The sequence below is a fragment of the Haloarcula vallismortis ATCC 29715 genome, from assembly GCF_000337775.1.
Lineage (GTDB): Archaea > Halobacteriota > Halobacteria > Halobacteriales > Haloarculaceae > Haloarcula > Haloarcula vallismortis.
On record NZ_AOLQ01000033.1, the window covers coordinates 1 to 21,704 of the forward strand.

21 protein-coding genes and 1 tRNA gene are annotated in these 21,704 nt (G+C 60.9%); 10 read left to right on the forward strand and 12 right to left on the reverse strand.

What is annotated here, in order from left to right; translation table 11 throughout:
* Window positions 1–30: 30 nt before the first annotated feature.
* Window positions 31–1,857 carry an FAD-binding protein gene (locus tag C437_RS08405; protein ID WP_004516510.1) on the reverse strand — a complete coding sequence of 609 codons (1,827 nt, stop codon included), beginning with the start codon at window positions 1,855–1,857 and terminating at the stop codon, window positions 31–33.
* A gap of 249 nt (window positions 1,858–2,106) precedes the next feature.
* On the opposite strand from C437_RS08405, the gene C437_RS08410 reads away from it, so the two are divergent.
* Both C437_RS08410 and C437_RS08415 read left to right on the forward strand, forming a co-directional pair.
* Window positions 2,107–3,456: a sensor histidine kinase gene (locus tag C437_RS08410; protein ID WP_004516511.1), complete on the forward strand. Its 1,350-nt coding sequence runs from the start codon at window positions 2,107–2,109 to the stop codon at window positions 3,454–3,456.
* A gap of 76 nt (window positions 3,457–3,532) precedes the next feature.
* The gene (locus tag C437_RS08415; protein WP_004516512.1) at window positions 3,533–4,453 is read left to right on the forward strand and encodes a 2-dehydropantoate 2-reductase; all 921 of its coding nucleotides are present in this window, start codon (window positions 3,533–3,535) and stop codon (window positions 4,451–4,453) included.
* A 76-nt stretch (window positions 4,454–4,529) separates the two neighbouring features.
* On the opposite strand, the gene C437_RS08420 is transcribed toward C437_RS08415, so the two are convergent.
* The 5 genes from C437_RS08420 to C437_RS08440 all read right to left on the reverse strand — a co-directional run bounded on the left by C437_RS08420 (window position 4,530) and on the right by C437_RS08440 (window position 8,335).
* Complete coding sequence (locus C437_RS08420; RefSeq protein ID WP_004516513.1) at window positions 4,530–5,369, reverse strand: ABC transporter permease; 840 nt, start codon at window positions 5,367–5,369, stop codon at window positions 4,530–4,532.
* A gap of 168 nt (window positions 5,370–5,537) precedes the next feature.
* On the reverse strand, window positions 5,538–6,425 hold the full coding sequence (locus C437_RS08425; RefSeq protein WP_004516514.1) for a succinate dehydrogenase/fumarate reductase iron-sulfur subunit: 888 nt from the start codon (window positions 6,423–6,425) through the stop codon (window positions 5,538–5,540).
* Between the two features lie 3 nt (window positions 6,426–6,428).
* Window positions 6,429–6,794, reverse strand: a complete 366-nt coding sequence (locus C437_RS08430; protein WP_004516515.1) for a succinate dehydrogenase hydrophobic membrane anchor subunit — start codon at window positions 6,792–6,794, stop codon at window positions 6,429–6,431.
* Window positions 6,794–7,213 carry a succinate dehydrogenase, cytochrome b556 subunit gene (gene sdhC / locus C437_RS08435; protein ID WP_004516516.1) on the reverse strand — a complete coding sequence of 140 codons (420 nt, stop codon included), beginning with the start codon at window positions 7,211–7,213 and terminating at the stop codon, window positions 6,794–6,796. Before sdhC ends, C437_RS08430 begins: the two co-directional genes overlap by 1 nt.
* 99 nt (window positions 7,214–7,312) lie before the next feature.
* Window positions 7,313–8,335 (reverse strand): succinylglutamate desuccinylase/aspartoacylase family protein, encoded by a 1,023-nt coding sequence (locus tag C437_RS08440; protein WP_004516517.1) that lies wholly within the window; start codon window positions 8,333–8,335, stop codon window positions 7,313–7,315.
* A 113-nt stretch (window positions 8,336–8,448) separates the two neighbouring features.
* Between C437_RS08440 and C437_RS08445 the strand changes: the two genes are divergently transcribed.
* A complete protein-coding gene (locus C437_RS08445) occupies window positions 8,449–9,801 on the forward strand; it encodes a RimK family alpha-L-glutamate ligase (RefSeq protein WP_004516518.1) in 1,353 nt (450 codons plus the stop codon).
* Between the two features lie 29 nt (window positions 9,802–9,830).
* Here C437_RS08445 and C437_RS08450 read toward each other — a convergent pair whose 3' ends face one another.
* Together C437_RS08450 and cysE are read right to left on the reverse strand one after the other, a co-directional pair.
* Window positions 9,831–10,442, reverse strand: coding sequence for a DNA-3-methyladenine glycosylase family protein (locus C437_RS08450; protein ID WP_004516519.1), 612 nt, complete (start codon window positions 10,440–10,442; stop codon window positions 9,831–9,833).
* A 45-nt stretch (window positions 10,443–10,487) separates the two neighbouring features.
* Window positions 10,488–11,045: a serine O-acetyltransferase gene (gene cysE / locus C437_RS08455; protein WP_004516520.1), complete on the reverse strand. Its 558-nt coding sequence runs from the start codon at window positions 11,043–11,045 to the stop codon at window positions 10,488–10,490.
* 13 nt (window positions 11,046–11,058) lie between these two features.
* On the opposite strand from cysE, the gene C437_RS21075 reads away from it, so the two are divergent.
* Complete coding sequence (locus C437_RS21075) at window positions 11,059–11,181, forward strand: hypothetical protein (protein ID WP_275040382.1); 123 nt, start codon at window positions 11,059–11,061, stop codon at window positions 11,179–11,181.
* A gap of 142 nt (window positions 11,182–11,323) precedes the next feature.
* Here the strand turns inward: C437_RS21075 and C437_RS08460 are convergent, their stop codons facing one another.
* Window positions 11,324–12,481, reverse strand: a complete 1,158-nt coding sequence (locus C437_RS08460) for an acyl-CoA dehydrogenase family protein (protein WP_004516521.1) — start codon at window positions 12,479–12,481, stop codon at window positions 11,324–11,326.
* Between the two features lie 113 nt (window positions 12,482–12,594).
* Between C437_RS08460 and C437_RS08465 the strand changes: the two genes are divergently transcribed.
* The 5 genes from C437_RS08465 (at window position 12,595) to C437_RS08485 (ending at window position 17,826) form a co-directional block, all read left to right on the forward strand.
* Window positions 12,595–14,559: a 3-hydroxyacyl-CoA dehydrogenase/enoyl-CoA hydratase family protein gene (locus tag C437_RS08465; RefSeq protein ID WP_004516522.1), complete on the forward strand. Its 1,965-nt coding sequence runs from the start codon at window positions 12,595–12,597 to the stop codon at window positions 14,557–14,559.
* A 157-nt stretch (window positions 14,560–14,716) separates the two neighbouring features.
* Window positions 14,717–14,791: transfer RNA gene (locus tag C437_RS08470), tRNA-Glu, on the forward strand.
* Window positions 14,792–14,983: 192 nt separating this feature from the next.
* Window positions 14,984–16,222: a DUF4352 domain-containing protein gene (locus C437_RS08475; protein ID WP_004516523.1), complete on the forward strand. Its 1,239-nt coding sequence runs from the start codon at window positions 14,984–14,986 to the stop codon at window positions 16,220–16,222.
* 104 nt (window positions 16,223–16,326) lie between these two features.
* Window positions 16,327–17,508 (forward strand): bifunctional sugar-1-phosphate nucleotidylyltransferase/acetyltransferase, encoded by a 1,182-nt coding sequence (gene glmU / locus C437_RS08480; RefSeq protein ID WP_004516524.1) that lies wholly within the window; start codon window positions 16,327–16,329, stop codon window positions 17,506–17,508.
* A gap of 138 nt (window positions 17,509–17,646) precedes the next feature.
* Window positions 17,647–17,826 carry a DUF7576 family protein gene (locus C437_RS08485; RefSeq protein ID WP_004516525.1) on the forward strand — a complete coding sequence of 60 codons (180 nt, stop codon included), beginning with the start codon at window positions 17,647–17,649 and terminating at the stop codon, window positions 17,824–17,826.
* Between the two features lie 115 nt (window positions 17,827–17,941).
* Here the strand turns inward: C437_RS08485 and C437_RS08490 are convergent, their stop codons facing one another.
* Window positions 17,942–18,151, reverse strand: a complete 210-nt coding sequence (locus C437_RS08490) for a hypothetical protein (RefSeq protein ID WP_004516526.1) — start codon at window positions 18,149–18,151, stop codon at window positions 17,942–17,944.
* Between the two features lie 239 nt (window positions 18,152–18,390).
* Between C437_RS08490 and C437_RS08495 the strand changes: the two genes are divergently transcribed.
* Window positions 18,391–19,197 carry a poly-gamma-glutamate hydrolase family protein gene (locus C437_RS08495; protein WP_004516527.1) on the forward strand — a complete coding sequence of 269 codons (807 nt, stop codon included), beginning with the start codon at window positions 18,391–18,393 and terminating at the stop codon, window positions 19,195–19,197.
* Window positions 19,198–19,281: 84 nt separating this feature from the next.
* Here C437_RS08495 and C437_RS08500 read toward each other — a convergent pair whose 3' ends face one another.
* Both C437_RS08500 and C437_RS08505 read right to left on the reverse strand, forming a co-directional pair.
* Window positions 19,282–20,520 (reverse strand): poly-gamma-glutamate hydrolase family protein, encoded by a 1,239-nt coding sequence (locus C437_RS08500; RefSeq protein WP_004516528.1) that lies wholly within the window; start codon window positions 20,518–20,520, stop codon window positions 19,282–19,284.
* Window positions 20,521–20,529: 9 nt separating this feature from the next.
* Complete coding sequence (locus C437_RS08505) at window positions 20,530–21,627, reverse strand: Mur ligase family protein (RefSeq protein WP_319946240.1); 1,098 nt, start codon at window positions 21,625–21,627, stop codon at window positions 20,530–20,532.
* Between the last annotated feature and the right edge of the window lie 77 nt (window positions 21,628–21,704).

Genomic DNA, 21,704 nt, shown 5'->3' on the forward strand with positions numbered 1-21,704 from the left:
AAACGGATATCGCAGCCGGTGGTCAGGGCGTCAGTACGACCGGACCTTCGGTTCGTAGGTCTCTTCGTCGCCCTCGAGGATGACGGGCTTGTAGTACAGCTCCGGCTGGCCTTCGTTCCAGGCCAGCATCGTGTGCTTGATCCACTCCTCGTCTTTGCGTTCCTGATGCTCTGCACGCCAGTGTGCGCCGCGGAACTCCTCGCGGGCAAGCGCACCGAGCGTGATGGCCTCGGCCACGTCGAGGATGTTGCGGGTCTCGATGGTGTGGATGAGGTCCGTGTTGTAAGTCCGGGACGGGTCCTCGACGGCGACGTTCTCGTACTCCTTGCGCGCCGCCCGAAGGTCTTGAAGCGCCTTCTCCAGGCCGCCTTCTGTCCGGAACACGTTGACGTTCTCGGTCATCGTCTCCTGAACGTCTGCGCGGACTTCAGCGTGGTTGATGCCGTCGGACTCGATGAGGTTCTCGACGCGCTGGCGTTCCTGTTCGACAGTGCTTTCGAGCACCGCCTTCGGTTCGACAGCGGCCCCGTCTGCGGCAACGTCGCCGCTACTGGCGTCGATTGCGCCGGGTTCGACCGGTGGCTCCACATCGCCAGGCTCGCTCTTGGCGGAGGGGCCAGTTTCGATTTCGGCGGTTTTCATGTCCTTGCCGGCGGCGTGATGGCCGGCGCGGGCACCGAACACGAGCAGTTCCGGCAGGGCGTTACCCCCGAGCCGGTTCGCACCGTGTAGTGAGACACACGCAGTCTCACCGGCCGCGTAGAGGCCGTCGATACACGTCTCGCCGTTCTCGTCGGTTTCGACGCCACCCATGGCGTAGTGCTGGCCGGGCTTGACCGGCATCGGCTCTTCGAGGCCGTCGACGCCCTCGAAGTCCTCCGCGAGGTGGAGAATGTTTTCGAGACGGTCGAGGATGCGCTCCTCGCCGAGGTGGCGCATATCGAGATCGACGTACTCGTCCTCGACGCCGCGACCCTCGTTGACTTCAGTCAGTTCGGCACGAGCGACCACGTCACGGGAGGCCAGTTCCCCCTCGTTGTTTGCGTACCCGTGCTCGAACATGAACCGCTCCTCGTCGTCGTTGTAGAGGATTCCACCCTCACCACGGACTCCCTCGGAGATGAGGACACCCGTCGACGGCAGTGTGGTCGGGTGGAACTGGATCATCTCCATGTCTTCCATCGGGACGCCGGCGCGGTAGGCCATCGCGCAGCCGTCGCCGGTGTTGGCGACGGCGTTCGTGGTGTGGTCGAAGGCCTGACCGAGGCCGCCGGTCGCGAGGATAACGCCGTTGTTGGCCCGGAAGCCCTGAATCTCGCCGGACTTGATGTCGTAGGCGACACAGCCGTGACAGACGCGGTCCTCGGGGTCGTCGTGGTCAGTGACCGCGAGCTGGGTCACGTACCACTCATCGTACACTTCGATGCCGCGTTTGACCGCCTGCTCGTACATCGTATGCAGGAGGTGGTGACCGGTTTCAGCACCCGCGTACGTCGTCCGCGGATAGGAGAGGCCGCCGAACGGGCGCTGCGAGACGCGGCCGTCGTCCTCGCGCGAGAAGGGCATCCCCCAGTGTTCGAGCTGAATGACCTCTTCGGGTGCGTCCTTGGCGAAGGTGTCGATGGCAGGGGCGTCGCCGAGGTAGTCGGACCCCTTCATCGTGTCGTACGCGTGCAGGTCCCAGGAGTCGCCTTCCTGCAGTGCAGCGTTGATTCCCCCTTCCGCCGCACCTGTGTGGCTCCGAACTGGATGGAGCTTGGTCACGAGGGCAACGTCTGCACCCTCTTCGTTCGCTGCAATAGCCGCCCTGAGGCCAGCGCCACCCGCGCCGACCACGATAACATCGTGTTCGTACATTGTGAGAGTGTCTCTTGGCGTGGTTTCGGCTTAGGATTAGCCAAACTTAAGCCTCCCTGTTGCGTTACCAAGCGTGGTACCACTGGTGGGTTCGTTCTCGTTCCTGTTATCGGGACATATTATCAATACAAGAGAATTTTTGACCTAGTCGGTGGAATTATATCATACGCTGTGAATATTTAGGAACCAACTACTGATACCAGACCGTACAGTTGGTATCACTACGGGTATCACCCCGTCTCAAACCTGATGGCAGACCAGTATCTCACGTCAACTGATGACTTCGAAGCGGTGTTAGCCGAAGCACCCTCAGTACTGACTGTTACTGATGAAGAACTGACAATACGGTTTGTGAGCCCGGCAATCGAACGCGTGCTGGGGTACGATATGGACTCGCTCGTCGGCACGAACTGGCTAGATCTCGTCCATCCAGAAGACACTGACCGTGTTCGCGCCACGCTTGCGGGCGAACGGGATGACGATGGGACTGAGTACCGGTTCCGGAACGCCGACGGCGACTGGGTCTGGCTCGAAACTATCGTCGCAACTGATACCGAGACGGACCGTGATTTCCGGGTGTTCACCTCCCGCGATGTCAGCGACCGGCCGCGCTTTGAGGCCCAGTTTCACCAGTTCGTCACACACACCTCCGATGTGCTCACTGTGTTCGACGGGCAGGGCAGCGTCGAGTACATCAGCCCGTCTGTGGAACGTGTCCTCGGCTACGAGCAAGACGAGATGCAGGACTCGGACCTCTTCGAGTACGTACACCCAGACGACCTCTCGAACGCGCTCACCGAGTTTGGTCGGATGATAGACGACCCGGGGTACGTCGCCGTCATCGAGCACCGATACCGCCACGCAGACGGCGACTGGATCTGGGCGGAGTCCCGCGGCCAGCAGGTCGCGAGCGGCCCGCTGGAAGACCACGTCGTCGTGACGACCCGCGACATCTCCGAACGGAAACAGCGCGAAGAGGAACTCAAACGACAGAACCAGCGCCTCGAACGGTTTTCGGACGCGATTAGTCACGACCTACGGAACCCACTGGATGTCCTTGATGGCTCGCTGGAACTCGCGCGTGAGACGGGCGAAGAAGCGCACTTCGAGCGCGCCGAGCGGAGCATCGACCGGATGTACACGCTCATCGATGACTTGCTCGTACTCGCCAAACAGGGCGTCGATCCGGCGGAAATCGAGACAGTCGACCTCAATGCCCTTTCACAGCAGGCCTGGTCGATGGTCGACACGCAGGATGCGACGCTGACAACTGACGCCGCCGACACGATCAAAGCCGACGAGGGTGCGATGCTTGAACTACTGGAGAATCTCTTTCGGAACGCTATCGAACACGGCGGCGACGACGTGACCGTCACAGTCGGGACAGAATCGTGGGGATTCTACGTCACAGACGATGGGGCGGGCTTTCACGACGGCACCGCAGACCTGTTCGAACCCGGCTACTCGACGGCTGATGAGGGAACCGGGTTCGGGCTCTGCATCGTCGAACAGATCGTCGACGCACACAACTGGGAGGTCATCGCCACCGACAGCGAAAGCGGCGGTGCCCGCTTCGAGTTCATCTGTTGCGATAACTGAGACGCGGCTCTGTCTACGGTACCGGTAGTTGCCGCCCACAACCCATTTCACCCGGTTCGTTGTAGCTACACGGAACATGAAACTCTGTATCTTCGGCGTTGGCGGTATCGGCGGCTATCTCGGCGCGCGACTCGCCGACGCGGGCCACGAGGTCCACCTCATCGCCAGAGGCGAGCATCTGGCGGCGTTACAGTCCGACGGGCTCCGGGTCGAAAGCATCCACGGCGACACTGCGGTCGACCTCCCTGCGACCGACGAGCCGGCCGAGGTCGGCCCCTGCGACGCCGTTTTGCTCTGCGTGAAGTCGAACGACACGCGCGCGGCCGCCGCGGACATGGCCCCGCTGCTCCGCGAGGGAACCGCCGTCGTCTCCTTCCAGAACGGCGTCGACAACGAGGCGTGGCTGGCGGAGACGATAGATGAGTCCCACGTGGTCGGTGGCGTGGCCTACATCTTCTCGACGATTAAGGAGCCTGGCATCGTCGAACACACCGGCGGACCGGCCCGGTTCGTCTATGGCGAACTCGACGGCCGGCGGACGGAGCGAATCGAGTCGCTCGACGACGCGCTTTCGGCGAGTGAGGGCATTGATGCGGTGCTCGCCGACGACATCCGCGTCGAACTCTGGCGGAAATTCGCCTTCATCTGCGCCCACGCGGGGATGACGGCGACGACCAGACGGCCGGTCGGCGACCTCCGGGCGTACGAGACGACGTGGGCGATGTACCGCCGACTCATCGAGGAGGTGTGTGCCGTCGCCCGCGCGGAGGGCGTGGCCCTGCCCGACGACACTGTCGCGGAGTGGCTTGACTTCGCTGAGGAGTTGGACCCGGAGATGTACTCCTCGCTCCACTACGACCTGACCCACGACAAGCCGATGGAACTCGATGCGCTCAGCGGCTCGGTGGTCCGCCACGCCGACGAGGTTGGCGTTGATGTCCCGATGAACGAGGCTGTGACCGCGATTCTATCGCCGGCGGCAGCCAGACGGGAGTAACAGTCGCGCCCGGCCACGATAGTACGGAATGGGGAACGGGCGCGTCACGTCGTCATCGTTGTCGGACTGTGCAACGTTACATTATATCGGCCGACTGGAACCGAATGTAGCCGAACCCGAGTGATAGAACGAGCCAGGCCCCAAGAATGGCGAACCCGGCCCACTTTGGCGGGTAGAATGAAGCCGATACCGGGTATGACATTATTTCGTCGAACGTGGGGATTATCGCCCGTGCCGCGTAGCCGACTGCCGCAGTCGGGTTGAGAGCGTGGACGACAATCAGCCACGGAGGTGCACCGGAATCTGGTGGTGTGTAGCCGACAGTGATGACCTGCAGAATAGCCGTTACAACGTCCCAGCCGAGCTGAAAGAGGATGTAGAGTCCCCCCGCACCAACGACCGCCGTGTACTGTGACCTCATTATCGACGAGAAGCCGATACCAATTGCGACATAGACTGCACCGTAGAAGACCGTCAAGATGGTGTAGAGCACAAATTTGACGGCCGCAAATGATTCGTACGTGAACAGTGCGAAAACAGCGACGACAAAGTAGCCGCTGAGGATAGCGATAGTCAAAACGGCACACCGGCCGATGAACTTCCCGAGAATAACGTCACGGCGCGAGTTCGGCAGGCTGAGCAAGAGCTTGATGCTCCCGCTGTCACGCTCACCGGCGATAGCGGCATAAGAGATGCCTAACCCCAGCAGTGGGACAAAGAAACTCATCGGCTGGCCCATACTGTTAAGCAACGCCAGCGTGCTGGTTGGGACATCGCTCGTCGAAGCCGTCAGCGGGACGTGCTGAATCGCCGCCCAGAATCCGGCGACGAGGACGAACAACAGGGTGGTAGCGAGGAACGTTCCTGAGCGGATTGCGTCGTTGAAATCTTTCCTGATGACCGCAGGGAGGGACATTTGTCGAATAGTTGTCCAGAGTCGTCAATAAATCTTGATAGCTCCTGAACACACTGTGGGCCCATGTCCCTATACTGATTGTCTCAGGTTACTCTGGGTCACAGGTAGCGACAGACGCAGCGTACCTGACGACTAGCGGCTTTCTGCAGAAGGAATGCTATCCTGAATTCACCAGAACTTCAGGTTGTTCTTGACGGCTTCCCGCTTCAGTTCCTGGATGTGCTCGGTCAACGGGATGTCTTTCGGGCACACTTCGGTACAGGAGAACTGGGTCTGGCAGCGCCAGACGCCGTGTTCCTGTTCGATGATGCGAAGGCGTTCCTGCTTGCGGTTCTCGCCTTCACGCTCGTCCATCGCGAAGCGGTACGCTTTGTTGATGGCGGCGGGACCGAGATACTCGTTGTCGCCGGCGGCGATGTTACACGAGGACATACACGCGCCACACCAGATACACCGCGTTGACATTTTGACCTTCTCGCGGTTCTCCCGGGTCTGGCGCTGCTCTTCGAGTTTGTCGTCCGGCGTCTCGTCGGCGTCGAAGTACGGCTCGACGGCCTCCATCTGGTCGTAGAAGTGCTCCATGTCGACGACGAGGTCCTTGACGACCTCCTGATGGGGCAGTGGCTCGATGCGGACCGGGTCCTCAAGCTCGGATATCTGCGTCTTACAGCCGAGGCGCTGTCGCCCGTTGACGAACAGCGCGTCCGACCCGCAGACGGCCTGCCGACAGGAGTGTCGGAAGGTCAGCGAGGAGTCGTAGTGGTCCCGTGCGTAGATGAGGGCATCGAGGATGGTCATTCCCTTGTGGAACGGGACGCGGAAGTCGTCGAACCGTGGTTCCTGCTTCCCCTCGACTTCGGGGTCGTAGCGGAACACTTTCAGCGTGATCGTGTCTTCGTCGTCGAGCGTCTCCTCTTCGACTTCCCGCTGGGCCTGCTCCTGTGCCTGTCGTTCGTTTCGCTGTGCGCGCCGACGGTCGCCCGGGGATTCGACCTCGGGCTCTGTCTCCTCGTCGGCTTCCGTCTCGGTTTCCTGTTGTTCGATTTGCGTACTCATAGTTCAGACGAGGGTCGTCATGGCCAGCGACACGCGGGTCCCCTGCACGACGAGCAGGAGGCCGGCGGCGCCGAGCATGTATTTGACTGCGTTCTTCTGGGTGCCGGTGAGTCCCTGGTTGACCAAGGCGTTGTACACGCCGTTGACGCCGTGGAACGTCGCGGTCACGAGGAACAGCCACATCGTTGCGAAGTAGCTGACCTGACTCATTCGGGCCTGCGTGCCTAGGAACGTGATGTCCGCGGCGTGGTTCACGAAGTGCAACAGCATAAAGTGGAACGCGAGTACGCCGATCAGGAACACTGCTGTCAGGCGCTGGAACAGCCAGCGACGCCCGCCGCGGTCGAAGGAGGAGTAATGCTGTGCCATTAGAGTAGTTTCCCCCCGAGGAACGTCGGCACGCTTGCGACGACGATGGCACCTGTCAGCAGGAGCGACGCGTAGAAGCTCTTGTCCTGCGATTCCAGTCCAACGCCGAGGTCAACCATCAGCAGCCGAATCCCGTTGAGGATGTGGAAGACGGCGACGGCCAGCAGACCGACTTCGAGAAACCGGACGATCAGCAGCGATTCGAGACCACTGAGCGTGCTGGTGTAGAGGTCGCTGCCTGCCTGTGCGCTCGCCGGATCGACGCCGACCGAAGTGCTCAGCACCGCGATGTGGGTGAACAGGTAGCCCACGAGAACCCAGCCGGTGAACTTGTGGAAGATCCAGGCCCACATCCCGGCCGTGAACTCCCGCCACCGTCCGAAGTCCTCGACGGTGCCGCGATTGTAAGACTGACTCATACACTGGGGGGTTAGTCCGGGGACAGATAGTAGTTTCTACAACGGACGCGTATCGCCGGAATCCCGCCCGAAGACGTTCGTCAATTGACTACTTCGTCGTCACCAATCGTCGTCGTCGGTCCGGCGGTTCCCCTCGATAGCCCGCTGTGTCCGGTCGTCGAGTCGAACCAGATGACAAAGGGGGTTGCCGGGATACACCAGCGGGTTCTCGAGGATGCCGACCAGCAGGCCGGTAAACGGCGCACGCATTAGCGTGTTCTCCGTCTTGAACGGGTTCGCAATCGTACAGATCACGTCGTCCTCGTACACCAGATCGCCGCGGTCGTAGTGCATATCCACAAGGCCGCCAGAGTCCGCACGGATCCAGGTTTTCTCGCCGCTGTCGTCGATGACTGTCCGCCAGCCCGGCCACCGGACGGTGTTGGTATCTTGGAGGCCGAACTCCGCCAGCACCGACCGAACACTCTCTAAAGCTGAGTCGATGAGCGGCCGCTGGAACCGGTGTGCTTCGCCCATCTCTATCGTGATCGTCGGGACGCCCGAGTCGCTCAGTTCCCGACGGAGCGACCCGGACGGCCCCGCAGAAGAGATGATGACGTTCGACGAGAAGGCGTTAGCGACACGGGCGACCTCCGGGTCGTCCATGTCCGCCCGAACGTGGAGCATATTCGTTCGCCCACGCGTGGACGTATGAAAATCGAGGCCCACGTCACACGGGGCCAGAAAGTTCCGGAAAATCTCGTGGGCCATCCGCTTTGCGCTCGTCGATTCGGAGTCGCCGGGGAACGAGCGGTTCAGGTCCCGGTCGTAAATCGGCAGGTATCGCTCCTGTGCCAGAAACGCCGGGACGTTCAGCACCGGCAGACAGACTAGCGTCCCCGCCAGCCCCTCGTGGTCCCACTCGTGGGCGACTTCCCGGACGACCTCGATGCCGTTGAGTTCGTCGCCGTGGGCCGCCGCAGTGAGAAACACCGTCGGTCCGGGTCGCTCCCCGTTGACGATAGTGACCGGCATCCGGACAGCGTCACCGAGATACGTCTCGCTGACCGTGTAGCGAACGTTGCGAGTCTCACCCGGCGCAACGATTCCCCCGTCGTAGGTGAACGGCTCGGCCTCGTCCATGCCATCACAACGAGAGGCGGTGGCTAAAACCCCTCCGGCAAAACGGTTATGGGGCGGGTCGTACCGCGTAGCCCATCCGTACATCTATATCATGGCCGGCAGAAGGCGAGGGCATGAGCGACCAGGATATCACAGTCGGCGTTCTCAGTCTTCACTCCAGCAAGGAGTCGAAGGCCATCCTGAACGCAGTCGACGAGATGGGCTATAACACGGAGTGGCTTCGGACCGAAAACACCGCGATTGGCGTCACCGACGGCGACATGACACTCGAACCAAACGTCGACGTGGTCGCGAACCGGCTACTGCTTTCCAGCGACGAACACCCGGCAGAAGGAATCGGGCTGGGGATGACTATCAGTCGACTAGCGCCAATGTTGAACGAGCCGATGGCGGCGACGACGGCTCTGCATAAGTTCGCAAGCGCTGCCGCGCTGGCTGCTGCCGGCGTCCCAGTCCCGGATGCACTGCTCGCTCTCTCAAGCGATATGCTGAACGAGGAGCGGGACCGCTTCGGTGACCGCGCGGTGTACAAAACCGCTATCGGCACCCACGGCGGCGGAACGTGGATGGTCGACATGGAAAACCAGGTCAACGCACAGGTCGGCGGCCGCTACGCGTTCTTACAGGAGTACATGGAACACGACGAGAGACGCCACCATGACCTCCGTGTGTACGTCGTCGGCGACCAGGTTGTCGGCGCGATGAACCGCTACGCGCCCGAAGGCGAGTGGCGGACGAACGTCGCACTCGGCGGCGAGGTCGAGGACATGACCGGCAAACTCCCCGAACGCGTCAGGGAGATCGCGCTTGACTCGGTCGAGGCTATCGGCCTGGACTACGCCGGCGTCGATATCGTTCAGAGCGACGACGGGTACTACGTGCTCGAAGTCAATCCCACCGCCGGGTTCCGCGGCCTGTTCAAGGCCAGCGGCGTCAGCCCCGCCCCCTATATCGCCCAGCTTGCCATCGAGCGGGCCGGCGGGAGTGTCGACGACAAAACTGTCGAACGGCTCTCCGACCGCCTCGACGACTCCAAGCCCGCGTGCACGCCGAAGAAGCCACAGCCGAAAGCACAGGAAAACGTCGTCGTCGGCTACATCGAGGAGGTCGTCGTCACCGGAACGCAGGGGGCCAAGTCCGTCCTCGCGAAGTCAGACACAGGCGCGACCCGGACCAGTATCGACGCCAAACTCGCCGCGGAAATCGGCACGGGGCCGATTCTCGACATCGTGAAAATCAAGTCAGGCAGCCTCAAATCCGGCCGCTCACGCCCGGTCGTCGACCTCGTCGTCGGCGTCGGCGGGACCCAGCACACTGTCACGGCAAGCGTCGAAGACCGCGGGCACATGGACTACCCGCTGTTGCTGGGCCGGGACATCCTCAAGCACTATCAGGTCGATGTGAACCGCCGCGCGGACGACGAGTCGGAAGTGGACACCGAGGAAGAAGAACAGAGCGAAGAGTAGCGACTCCCCGGCACCGACCTCCGACCGGCTCAGTCCTCACTCACTTCGGCGACGCTCTCGGCGATGTCCTCGCTGGCCCGCCACAGATATAGGCTCGCGTAACTCCGATACGGCGACCACCGCTCGGCGTACTCCCGCATCTCCGCGCGGCTGTACCCCTCTCCGACGACGGCCTCGAACCCCTTGCGGATGCCGAGATCGCCGACCGGGAACACGTCCTCGCGGCCGAACGCGAACAGAAGTTGCATGTTTGCGGTCCAGTCGCCGACGCCCGTAATCGCCGTCAGCGCTTCGCGGATTTCCTCGTCGGTGGCGTCCGCGAACGCCTCCAGCGAGTAGTTCTCTTCCAGAAATGTGTCAGCGACCTCGTTGACGTACCGGGTCTTCTGTCTGGAGAGCCCGGCATCCCGCAGCAACTCGTTGTCTGCCTCTCTGATGCCCGCTGGCGTCACGGTAACGGCGTCGAACAGTCGTTCCCGTGTTGCGGCGGCCGACGCCATCGACACCTGTTGGCGGAGAATCGAGACCACGAGGCGCTCGAAGAGGTCCGACGCGGGGTCAAGCGTGAGTTCGCCGTGGTTCTCGACAAGCGTCCCGATGTCGGGGTCCGCGCGTAACGCCTCGTGTGGCGAGTCACTCATTGCTCTGTGGTACTGGCTCGACCGAAAAGAACGTGTCTGTCGCCGTTAGCCGTCGGCGAGAATAGGGTCGGGGCTGGGCGAGGCGACGCCGGCCGCGCCCACGGGTTTCGCCGGGTTGCCGACGACTGTCGTCTCCGAGGGAACGTCGTCAACGACGACAGCGCCAGCGCCGACGGAGGCGTTCTCGCCGACAGTTATCGGGCCCATTATCGAGGCGTCAGCGCCGATGGTCGCGCCGTCCTCGACCGTCGGGTGGCGCTTCTCCCGGCGCATCGATGTACCGCCGAGGGTGACGCCGTGGTACAGGAGTACGTCGTCGCCGATTTCGGCCGTTTCGCCGATAACGATGCCCATCCCATGGTCGATGAACACGCGCTCGCCGATCTCCGCGGCAGGGTGGATCTCGACGCCGGTCAGGAACCGGGTGACGTGAGAGATGAGTCTGGCAAGCATCGTCCGGTCGTGGCCCCAGAGCCAGTGGGCGACGCGATAGGCCCAGATGGCGTGGACTCCGGGATAGGTGAGTGCCACTTCGGTGGCGCTTGTCGCCGCCGGGTCCTTTGCGAGTGCTGTACGGATATCCGCTTTCAGTCGGTCTAACATTGGTGTGTTGTAGGTGAACGTATCGTCTGCGTACGAGACAGGCGGCCGTGGTCCGAGTCACCGGACCGAAGCTATTGGGGACAACAACAGCGACGGAGAGAGCGGCAACTGGTTCCAGTCTGAAGCGGGCGAGTGACACGGCGTTGAGCTCGGTCGCCCATGGGTGGCACAACTACGGTGGTCAGTCGCTTAAAAAGCAGCGGTTCGGTTATCCACTGTCTCGCCCGCGATGACAGGGTGTTCGTGAAACAGAAGTGTCGTCGAGCGCTGCAGCGTGCTCAGGCCATGCCCTTTCCGAGCAGTTCTCGGGCGACGATGTTCTTCTGGATCTCGGTCGTCCCCTCGTAGATCTGGGTAATCTTGGCGTCGCGGTAGAACCGCTCGACGTCGAAGTCGTTGACGTAGCCAGCACCTCCGTGAATCTGGACAGCTTCGTCGGCCGTCTCGACGGCGACGCGGGAGGCCTTTTCTTTGGCCATCGAGGCCAGCTCGGTGAGCCGGTCGGCGTCGTTGTCGACGCTCCAGGCGGACTTGTGGGTGAGTTGCCGTGCTGCCTCGATTTCGGTGAACATCTCGGCGAGCTTGTGCTGGATTGCCTGGAACTCCGAGATGGACTGGCCGAACTGCTCGCGGTCCTGTGCGTACTCCAGAGCGCGTTCGGCGGCTCCCCGGGCGATACCAACGCCCTGTGCGGCCACGCCGGTCCGGGTCTCGTCGAAGAACTGCATGATCTGGAGGAAGCCGGCCCCACGCGTGCCAACGAGGTTCTCTTCGGGAACGCGCACGTCGTTGAGGATGAGTTCTGCCGTGTCAGACGCGCGGATGCCGAGCTTCCCGGTAATCTTCTCGGCTTCGAACCCGTCGCGGTCGGACTCGATGAGAATCTGAGAGAAGCCGTTGTACCGTCCCTCCGCGTCGGGGTCAGTCTCACAGAGCACGACGAAGTAGTCGCCGACCGAGCCGTTTGTAATCCACATCTTGTTGCCGTTGATGACCCACTCATCGCCCTCCTTTCGCGCCTGCGTCGACACCGATGACACGTCAGAGCCGGTGTCGGGTTCGGAGATGGCCGCGCCCATGATGGCGTCGCCCGTTGCGACCGGCTCCAGATACTCCTCCTTCTGGGCCTCTGAGCCGAATCCGATGAGCGCGTCCGCGCCGAAGGCGGCCGACTGAATGCTCAGCCCGATGCCGGGGTCAGCCGCGAACAGCTCCTCGGCGATGATGGCGTTCGTCAGCGTATCGTAGCCTGCGCCCCCGTACTCCATCGGGATGTTCGCGCCAGTGAGCCCCATCTCAGCGGCCTTTTCGACGATATCTCGGGGGAACTTCTCTTCCGTGTCGTACTCGGTCGCGACGGGTTTGATCTCGTTCTCCGCGAACCGGGCGATCTCGTCCTTTATCTGTTGCTGCTCTTTGGTCAGTTCGAAATCCATATGTGGTGTGTTGACGTGAAATGCATTAATGGTTTGTAATCCGAAATAAACTTGACAGTGGTTTTCTAATGAGAGAAACGTTGAAGCCTCGGCCGGCAGTGGAACGATATGTCATGGATTTCGAGGATATTGACACTATCGCCGTGCTCGGTGCCGGGAATATGGGCCATGGAATCACCGAAGTGGCCGCGCTCGCAGGCTACGACGTGCGGATGCGGGACATCAAAGACGAGTTCGTCGGGGACGGCTACGACAACATCGAATGGTCGCTGAACAAGCTGGCCGAGAGAGACCAGCTCACGCAGGATGAAGCCGATGCGGCACTGGACCGCGTGACGCCGCTTGTCGATGTCGAGGAAGCGGTCAGCGACGTCGACGTGGTCATCGAGGCCGTGCCGGAGAAAATGGAGATCAAGAAGGACGTGTACACGGAGGTCGAAGAACACGCGCCCGAGGACGCTATCTTCGCCACGAACACGTCCAGCCTCTCTATCACGGAACTATCGGAGGTGACCGAACGGCCCGAGCAGTTCTGTGGGATGCACTTCTTCAACCCGCCGGTGCGGATGCAACTGGTCGAGGTCATCTCCGGCGCACACTCAAGCGACGAGACGCTGGACGCCATCGAGGCGCTTGCCGAGGACTTCGGCAAAACGCCGGTCCGCGTCCGCAAGGACTCGCCGGGGTTCATCGTCAACCGCATTCTCGTCCCGTTGATGAACGAGGCCGCCTGGCTCGTTCACAGCGATGAGGCGACTATCGCCGAGGTCGACTCGACGACGAAGTTCGATATGGGCCTGCCGATGGGGTCGTTCGAACTCTCCGATCAGGTGGGCAACGATGTCGGCCTCCACGTCCTCGAATATATGCACGAAGTGCTGGGCGAGCCATACGCCCCGTGCCCGCTACTCGAAGAGAAGGTCGAGAACGAGGAACTCGGAAAGAAGACCGGCAAGGGCTTCTACGACTACGAGAACGGCGGCGTCGACATTCCGACCGACGCCGGCCGTGAGGATGTCAAGCACCGCCTCGTCGCGGTGATGGCAAACGAGGTCGGGAAGCTCGTCGAGAACGACGTGGCCCCCGTCGGGGACATCGATCAGGCCGTCCAGCTCGGCGGCGGCTTCCCGGACGGTCCTGCGAAGATAGCCGACAAGACTGGCCTTGAGGCGCTTGTCGACACACTCGAGGAAACCCACGAAGAGACCGGCGCGGAGCGCTACGCGGTCTCTGACGGCCTCCGAGAGGCCGCAGAGGACGGTGGCTTTTACAGTACCGAGGACGACACTCCGGCAGAGTTCGACAACGTCACGGTCGAATACCCCGGAGACATGGTCGGTCACATCGAACTCGACCGCCCGCACCGGATGAACACCGTCAGCCCCGAGCTGATGGACGACCTCGCCGACGCCGTCGACCTGCTCGAAGACGACGACGAGGTGCGTGCCATCCTGCTGACCGGGGCCGGCGACAAGGCGTTCTCCGCCGGGGCCGACGTGCAGGCGATGGCCTCGAACGCGACGCCGCTGGACGCTATCGAACTCTCCCGGAAGGGTCAGGAAACCTTCGGCAAGCTCGAAGAGTGCTCGATGCCGGTCGTCGCCGGCATCGACGGCTACGCGCTGGGCGGCGGGATGGAACTGGCGACCTGCGCCGACCTCCGCGTGGCCTCGGAGCGCTCCGAACTGGGCCAGCCCGAACACAACCTCGGCCTGCTGCCGGGCTGGGGCGGTACACAGCGCCTCGCCCGCATCGTCGGCGAGGGCCGTGCCAAGGAGATCATCTTCACGGGCGACCGCTACGACGCCGACGAGATGGCCGAGTTCGGCTTCATCAACGAGGTCGTCGACAACGAGTCGCTCCACGAGCAGGCGCTCGAACTGGCCAGAGACATGGCCGCCGGCCCGCCGGTCGCACAGAAACTCACCAAGCGCGCGATGCTCGCCGGCCGCGATGATATCGACGCTGGCCTCGAAGTGGAATCACAGGCCTTCGGTCACCTCATTGGGACCGACGACGTGATGGAAGGCATCAACGCGTTCATGGGCGACGGCGAGCCGGACTTCGAAGGAAAGTAATAGCCGACGGTCGCCCGCCGAGTAAATACGTCGCATCTTTTTGCTGGACCCGTCTCGATAGTGGTCTGCGTACGGTAGCCACACGCCTGTGGTACGCATCCTCAGGTGGCGTCTATTTCGATGGGGTTAAATTGGTCCATCCGGAACGAATGAGTACGCTCGGTTGGTGTAGTCCGGCCAATCATCTTGGCCTTTCGAGCCGAGGACCAGGGTTCAAATCCCTGACCGAGCACATTACTATCGTAAACAAAACGGTCAGCAGTTGCTGTCCACGATGCCCGAATTACAACTGCTTTGACTAGTCCACACGTAGCCCTGTTTTCACTGTCAGGAATTTGGAATGTAGTCACTCTATTTATTGATATTTGACAGTTATATGGGTGAAAGAACACATATTTGTATAAGTATATAAATCCAGTAGTACATGGACCGACGAACATACGTACGTACACTCGGAAGCAGCATTGCTGCACTCAGCCTTGCGGGATGTAATGGTAGCGACGGTGAAGACGGAAGCAGTGAGTCGACGACAACGCCGGAACCTACCTACGAAGTAGATCAGGAGGCCCCGGCACGGCTGAAACTGCTCTCCGTGAGCGGGCCAAAGGAAGTCGCGTTCGGCGATACCATTGAGGGTGATATAACTGCGGTCAACGTCGGAGGCGAGCCGATTTCTGGGGATGCAACCATAGAGTTCGTCCATTCGGAGTCAGCTGACACTGAGCCACAGACAGTCACAGTCAACGCTGATGGACTGGCGTCTGGCGAAGAAGTCTCCCATAGCTATCGTGTCGACGCCGAGTACGCCGGCACATGGGCGTTCGAAGTGTCGTCAGATTTCTACGCTGTCGACGACACGGTCACGTCAACTGTGTCGGTCCTCCCGAAGCAGGGCAGCACTGGGGACACTATTGAGCTTGCCAGTGGGGTTCAGGCCACAGTGTCTGATATGAGCTACGAACAGATGATAGCATACGAGCTGTCCCCTGGCGAACGAACACTGGGCGACAACACCGCACATGCCATCCGCGAAACGGTCTCAGATAACATCCTGCTGATGCTGAGTGTGACCTTTGAGAACGGAACGGGGGAGGCACAGACAGTGTCGAAAGACGACTTTATTCTCCCCGAGGGAAGCTTTGTGAGCAAGTCGGCCGCAGGCCGTGACGGAAAGAACGCGGCCGGGGAGAACATCAACCCCGGACAGACATACAGCGGGCATCTGATTTACGCTGTCCCGAAAGCCAAGGTCGACGACCTCACATTCGGCATAAACCTTGCCAAAGGGAGTGCGGTCGCTGATATCGAACTTCCGCTTCAGTCTCCCAGCGGGTTCCCCGAGTTCGAACTGGCGAACATCGATGTCCCGCCGGAGGACGTAACAGGCGATGAAGCGATAGTTGAGATGGAGGTCGAAAACGTGGGCGACAGCGCCGGGATGTTCCAATCTATCTTCGAGTTCAAGACGCCCGAGGAGCCGAGCATATTCGCCAGCTATTCGGCCGATACGTGGTACATTGACGCCGATGGCCCCTTCACACAGCGGATTCCCGCCGGAGAAACGAGAACTATCGAACTGGTGACGGAACCGGACCCAGACAGGCGGTGGGACTATCGGACGACGCCCTTCGGGGCAGAGTGGACGTTCAAGGCCGTAGAGTAGTCGCCAATCCACTTCGCCACACGACTCACCCCGTGGCCGCTGTATTCGTCCCCAAACGAGTCAACAGCGGTAGGTATTTTTCCGGGCCGGGCAACGGACTGACCATGCAAGCAGTTGTACTCGCGGCGGGGCAGGGGACGCGTATGCGGCCGTTGACAGACAACACACCGAAGCCGATGCTCCCGGTCGCAGACCGGCCGTTGGTGGCACACACCGCCGACACGGCCATCCAGGCGGGGGCTGACGAACTGATTTTCGTTGTCGGCTACGAGGCCGAAGCGGTCCGGTCGTACTTTGGCGACGAGTACAACGGCGTCCCGGTTCGTTTCGCCGTCCAAGAGGAGCAACTGGGGACCGCCGACGCGGTGGCCGCTGCGAGGGAACACCTCGACGGCCCCTTCGCGGTCCTCAACGGTGACAACCTCTATGACGCAGCGAGTCTCAGTGGCCTTTTCGACGCCGCACCGTCGGTCGCCGCCTATCAGGTGGACGACCCGACAAGCTACGGCGTGCTATCGACTACGGGAGACACTATCACTGGTATCGTCGAGAAGCCGGACGACCCGCCGACGGATCTGGCTAACGCCGGGGCGTACGCCTTCCCGGCGGCGGCACGGGACTGGCTGGACGTGCCCCTCAGCGACCGCGGAGAGCGGGAAATCACAGATGTCCTCGCGAAAGTTATTGAGGCGTCGACGGTCACTGCTGTCGAGGTTGACCGCTGGCTGGACGTGGGACGACCTTGGGAGCTACTGGAAGCTAACGAGTGGAAGCTCGGCGAACTGGACCGGCGACTCGCCGGTGAGGTGCGGGGCGATGCGGACCTGCGCGGCGAAGTCGTCGTCGAGGAGGGCGCAGTTGTCGAACCCGGTGTCGTTATCGAGGGCCCGACGCTGGTCCGGGCGGGTGCACACGTCGGACCGAACGCCTACGTCCGTGGGGCGACCCTTCTGGGCGAGGACACGCACGTCGGCCACGGCGTCGAACTCAAGAACACGGTGTTGATGGCCGATTCGAACGTGCCCCATGTATCATACGTGGGCGACAGCGTCATCGGCCGTGAGGTCAACTTCGGCGCGGGAACGCAGGTAGCCAACCTCCGCCACGACGGCGACCCGGTCCGGATGACGGTGAAAGGCGACCGCGTCTCGACGGGCCGGCGGAAGTTCGGCGTCGTCGCGGGCGACGGTGCGAAAACGGCCATCAACACCAGTCTGAACGCCGGCGTTGTCCTTTCATCGGGCGCGACGACTACCCCCGGAGAATCCGTCACCCGGGACCGATAGCCGGACCGCATAGTGGTCGCCCGTCCGGCTCACGGACTCACTGCTGGCCTTCTGTTACCGGTTCGACATTCGTGTATGTTCGTGACGTTCAGTGTAAGTATGTGAGATTAAGTGGCGTGAAAGACATTCTCAACTAAGATGGTCGACCCGACATCAGATCACCACGAAGATATCGACAAAGACGAGGCACCGGAGTGTGCTACCTGCGGTGACGCTATCGCTAACGAAGTGACTCACCGCGTCATTACATGGATCGAGGACAGCACTGTCGAAACAGCCCACTTTTGCAACGAGGACTGCCGGCTAGAGTGGCAGTAACGCGTCTGTATTCCCGCCCGGTTCAACGACACCCGCCCGGGTACCTGTTTTAGTTTGCCTGTCCCTCGGTGGATCTTTGACAGACCACAGATATGTGTCACTGATTCGTGCGTGCCTACACAGTCTCGGTATCAATGTGATGCACTGCATCGGGAGAGAGTAGTCTCCCTGTAGGGAGTTTGACCCATCCGTTTGCAAGAATACGGACCGCACCTTCGTGGAGGACTGTCTCTTGCTCTATATCAGCATAGACAGTCGCGTTCTGATACTCCTGTACGAAGTCGTCCATCGCGTTCCCCCAGACCGACTCAGATGAAATTACCATGGGAAAAATACGAGACGCTCTGATAAAAATGGCACTGTACTGGCAGTTCCGCAGGATTATCAGAGCAGATAATCTGGCCACAATGCGTATAAAACAGATTATATTGTTGAGACGTGATGGATCGAATCACAAGACGTACTGTTCTTTCAAGTGCTGGCAGTGCCATCTTTACGCTCGGTGCAACTGCTGTGAGAGGGAACCCAGGCCGCGGCTCCGGCCGTGATAATACGACTGTGCGGATGAAAGAAACCGACAATGTCGGCTCTGCGGAGCGGTGCCGGCTTCCACAGTCGACGATGGACGCTCTCGGTGTGCAGGCGGACCAGCAGGTTCGACTCGTGTACGATGGCGAGGCCGCAGTGTTCACTGTTGCTCTCTCGGACGATACGTTTGGATATGTCAACAACAACGGGAGAGAGCGTCTGCGAGCGAAAAGCGGGTCGTTCCGCGTTGATGTTAGCGCAGAAGTTATTGATACGGATCTGGACGAAGAAACAGCCAAAGCAGAAGGCGGGTTCATAGAACGGACAGCTGAGTCGGAGCAGTCTGAACTGGCCGTCCTTGCGCCACACGGTGGATACATTGAGTGGGGAACTGACACGCAGGCGGAACGCATGACAGCCCAACTGGACGCGACCAAGTGGTGTAGTTCGGGATGGTCGCCCGGCGGCGGCGCGTTCCGTCGGTGGCACATTACCTCGACAGCTATCCACCCGGAATCGTTCCCGGCCTTGCAAGAGATCTCTGATCGGGAGTTTGACCACGCCGTCGCCTTCCATGGCTGGTCAGAGTCTCACGTGGGTATTGGCGGCGCTGCACCCACCTGGCTCCGTACAGACGTTCGCGACGCCATCTCCGAGGTCGTCGACTGTGACGTTCGCCTTGCTACTGATGGCTCACGGGACGGCGATTCGCCGGAGAACATCGTCAATTGGATCACCGAATCCGGGAGCGACGGCGTCCAGATCGAGCAACCGTGGGCGGTCAGAGACGAACGAAGAAACACCGTTGCCGACGCAGTTGCCGATGTATTTGAAGCTCTGTAGGAGACAGCGCGAGCCCAGCCAACCGATTAGCTCCCGTCTTCAGACACTATCGCGGGGCGGTTTGATCTGAGCGCGGTTTCGTCTTCAGCTGTCGAACAGCGCCGATCCGACAGCATCAGCGATCAAGTCACTGTACTTTCGCCTGTCGGCGATGGGCTGTCCGATCCAGATCCCGTTTGATTGGTTCTCGGTAACGCGATTGACGAGCGTCTGTGGGCTGTCTGCTGCGTAGTGACTCTCCCCTAGTTTGACCGGCGACCCGTCGTGGGGCAGCGCACTGTCAATCGCATCGGCAACCGACTGTCGGATGTCTTCGGATGCAGCGCCACCGACATAGATCGTTTTCTCGTTGATACCGTTGAAACTGACTGCGTAGTCGTATGTTTGCTCGGACAATTCGGCGAGACGCGGATAGCAGATCGTCGAGAGCTCTGCCGATGGGACGTACCACCGGTAGAAACTCGTGTCCGACCCGTATCCCTGGAGCTTCCAGGACGTGACACTGGCATCGGAGAATTCCGAACGGAGACGTGTGACCTGCCTGCCGGTAAACGGCTGTATCTGTCCGCCGTGTGGTGCCAGGACAGCGTACTCACTACCGCCCATATTGAGCGTCTCGATGAGTTCGTCGCGTTCCTTTGCTTCACTGGGGCTCAGGTCCGCAGCCGGGACTCGCGGATCAATCTCGACGTCAAACGCTTCGCCGGCGAGGCTACAGTTATCATCCCCGCGTAGGGACCCCCATCGCCGCTCGTCAGAGAAGCTCCCGTCCTCGTAGAAGGAAACGCGGCATTTGCCCTCTGATGAGGTCCGAACGGTACTTGCGTCTCCACTGATAGTTTTACTGATCGTATAGACTGCGGCGTCGTTTCCGCGAGTAACACGCACTTGATCGCCACGGTCGCGTTCGAGCATATTGCGGACCGGCTCCGCAATGTGAAGTTGTCTGTAGCGGTTCGTTGGGAGATTCTGTGCCGCCTGTTCGTCGACCGTGACGGTCGCACTGTCCACCTGACCAGCCGTCGCAGTGCCGCTTCTGGCCTGCTCTAACGGACTGGCAGCCCCGACACCGATTAGACTCGGCATGCTGGGGAGGCCGAATGAATCTACGGCAGCAAAGCCGGCGCCGAATAGAGCGGGAGAGCCGAGCGTCCCAGCGATTACCGCCCGCCGGCGGATGCCACTGGTGTTCGCGCCCGCGTCTGTCGCTGTGTTCTCGGCTGGTGTTTCGCCCTCGGTGGCCGACTGGCTACTGTCGTCGCCAGTGGCAGCAGGGGTGTTCGGTGACTGTGCGCCGTCGTTGTCGGTCGTGTCTTCTGTCATTGGTAATCGTTATTGTGTATGTTCGATTGCTCGTTTCTCGGTCGCTGCCGTGGATCTCTCTGGCATTCCCGGGCTACTGTCTGCCCGCCGTGCCTCGATTTCGGCTTCGAGGTCGCGCATGAAATCGGCGACAGTGTTCCCCATGATGAAAACCGGCCAGCCCGGTGACAGTGCTGCGTCTAACACAGCACTTGCAGATTTCGACGCATCGTGCGTCGCAACCGGGAACGATGCCTGCTTGTCAAACAGCTTCGCGTGCGGGCCAACAGCGTGTGTTACCTCGAACACATCATCCGAATACAACCCGTCCAGATACGACAGAAACGACGCTGTCCTGGCACGGCGGTCTGGACGCAAGTATATCAGCGGCTGGATAGTGTCAATATCGTCATCATCGAGTGCCCGGCGGACGATTTCAGTACTATCGATGTCGTTGACTGACGCAGCATTGTATACGCGGCCGTCGGCCAGTGTCGTCCATCTGACCTGCATTTCATCGATATAGGCCTCTATTTGCCGGTCAGAGAGGGGCTGTTCGCCAAGTGCTTCAAGCACTTCATTCAGCCCGAGTATCGTCTCTGCGCCCGGCACATTCTGCAGTGGCTTCGGAACCAGAACCCAGCGAATCTGAACATCAGTCTCCTCAAGTTCTCGCTTCAGCACTGCGCGAAGAGTCGGACGCTGTTCGCCGACGACGAGCGTCACACCATCGGGAATCGTTCTGGCGAATGACCGGGCTATCTGTGTGGGAGTGTCCCCGAGCCAGTCGAGGTGATCGCTCCTGATATTGGTGAGAAAGATGACATCGGGGTCCGTAAACCGCTGATGGACCGTTCGCGTGGTGTACTCCCCAATCGCCTGATTCTCGAAGATTGCTGTTTCGACTGGTGCGTACTGTCGCAGCTGGGCCTCGTTTTCGTACAGCGTGACTCGCCGCCCTCGCTCAATCGGGTGAGACTCCCCGTCATGTAGAACGAGCGGTCGATTCCCGGTAATCTTCGCGAACGCGTCTCGTCCGCGACCGTACAGAATCTCGTAGAGCCAGCGCGTTGCGCCGGACTTCCCACGGGTACCGGTGACGACGATCTTCTCGTCTATGTTCTCCAATCGGGCTTTGTGCGACGGTCCTCGGTTCACAACGTTGCGCAGCCGCTGGATACATTTTCTGAGATTCATACCGAGTC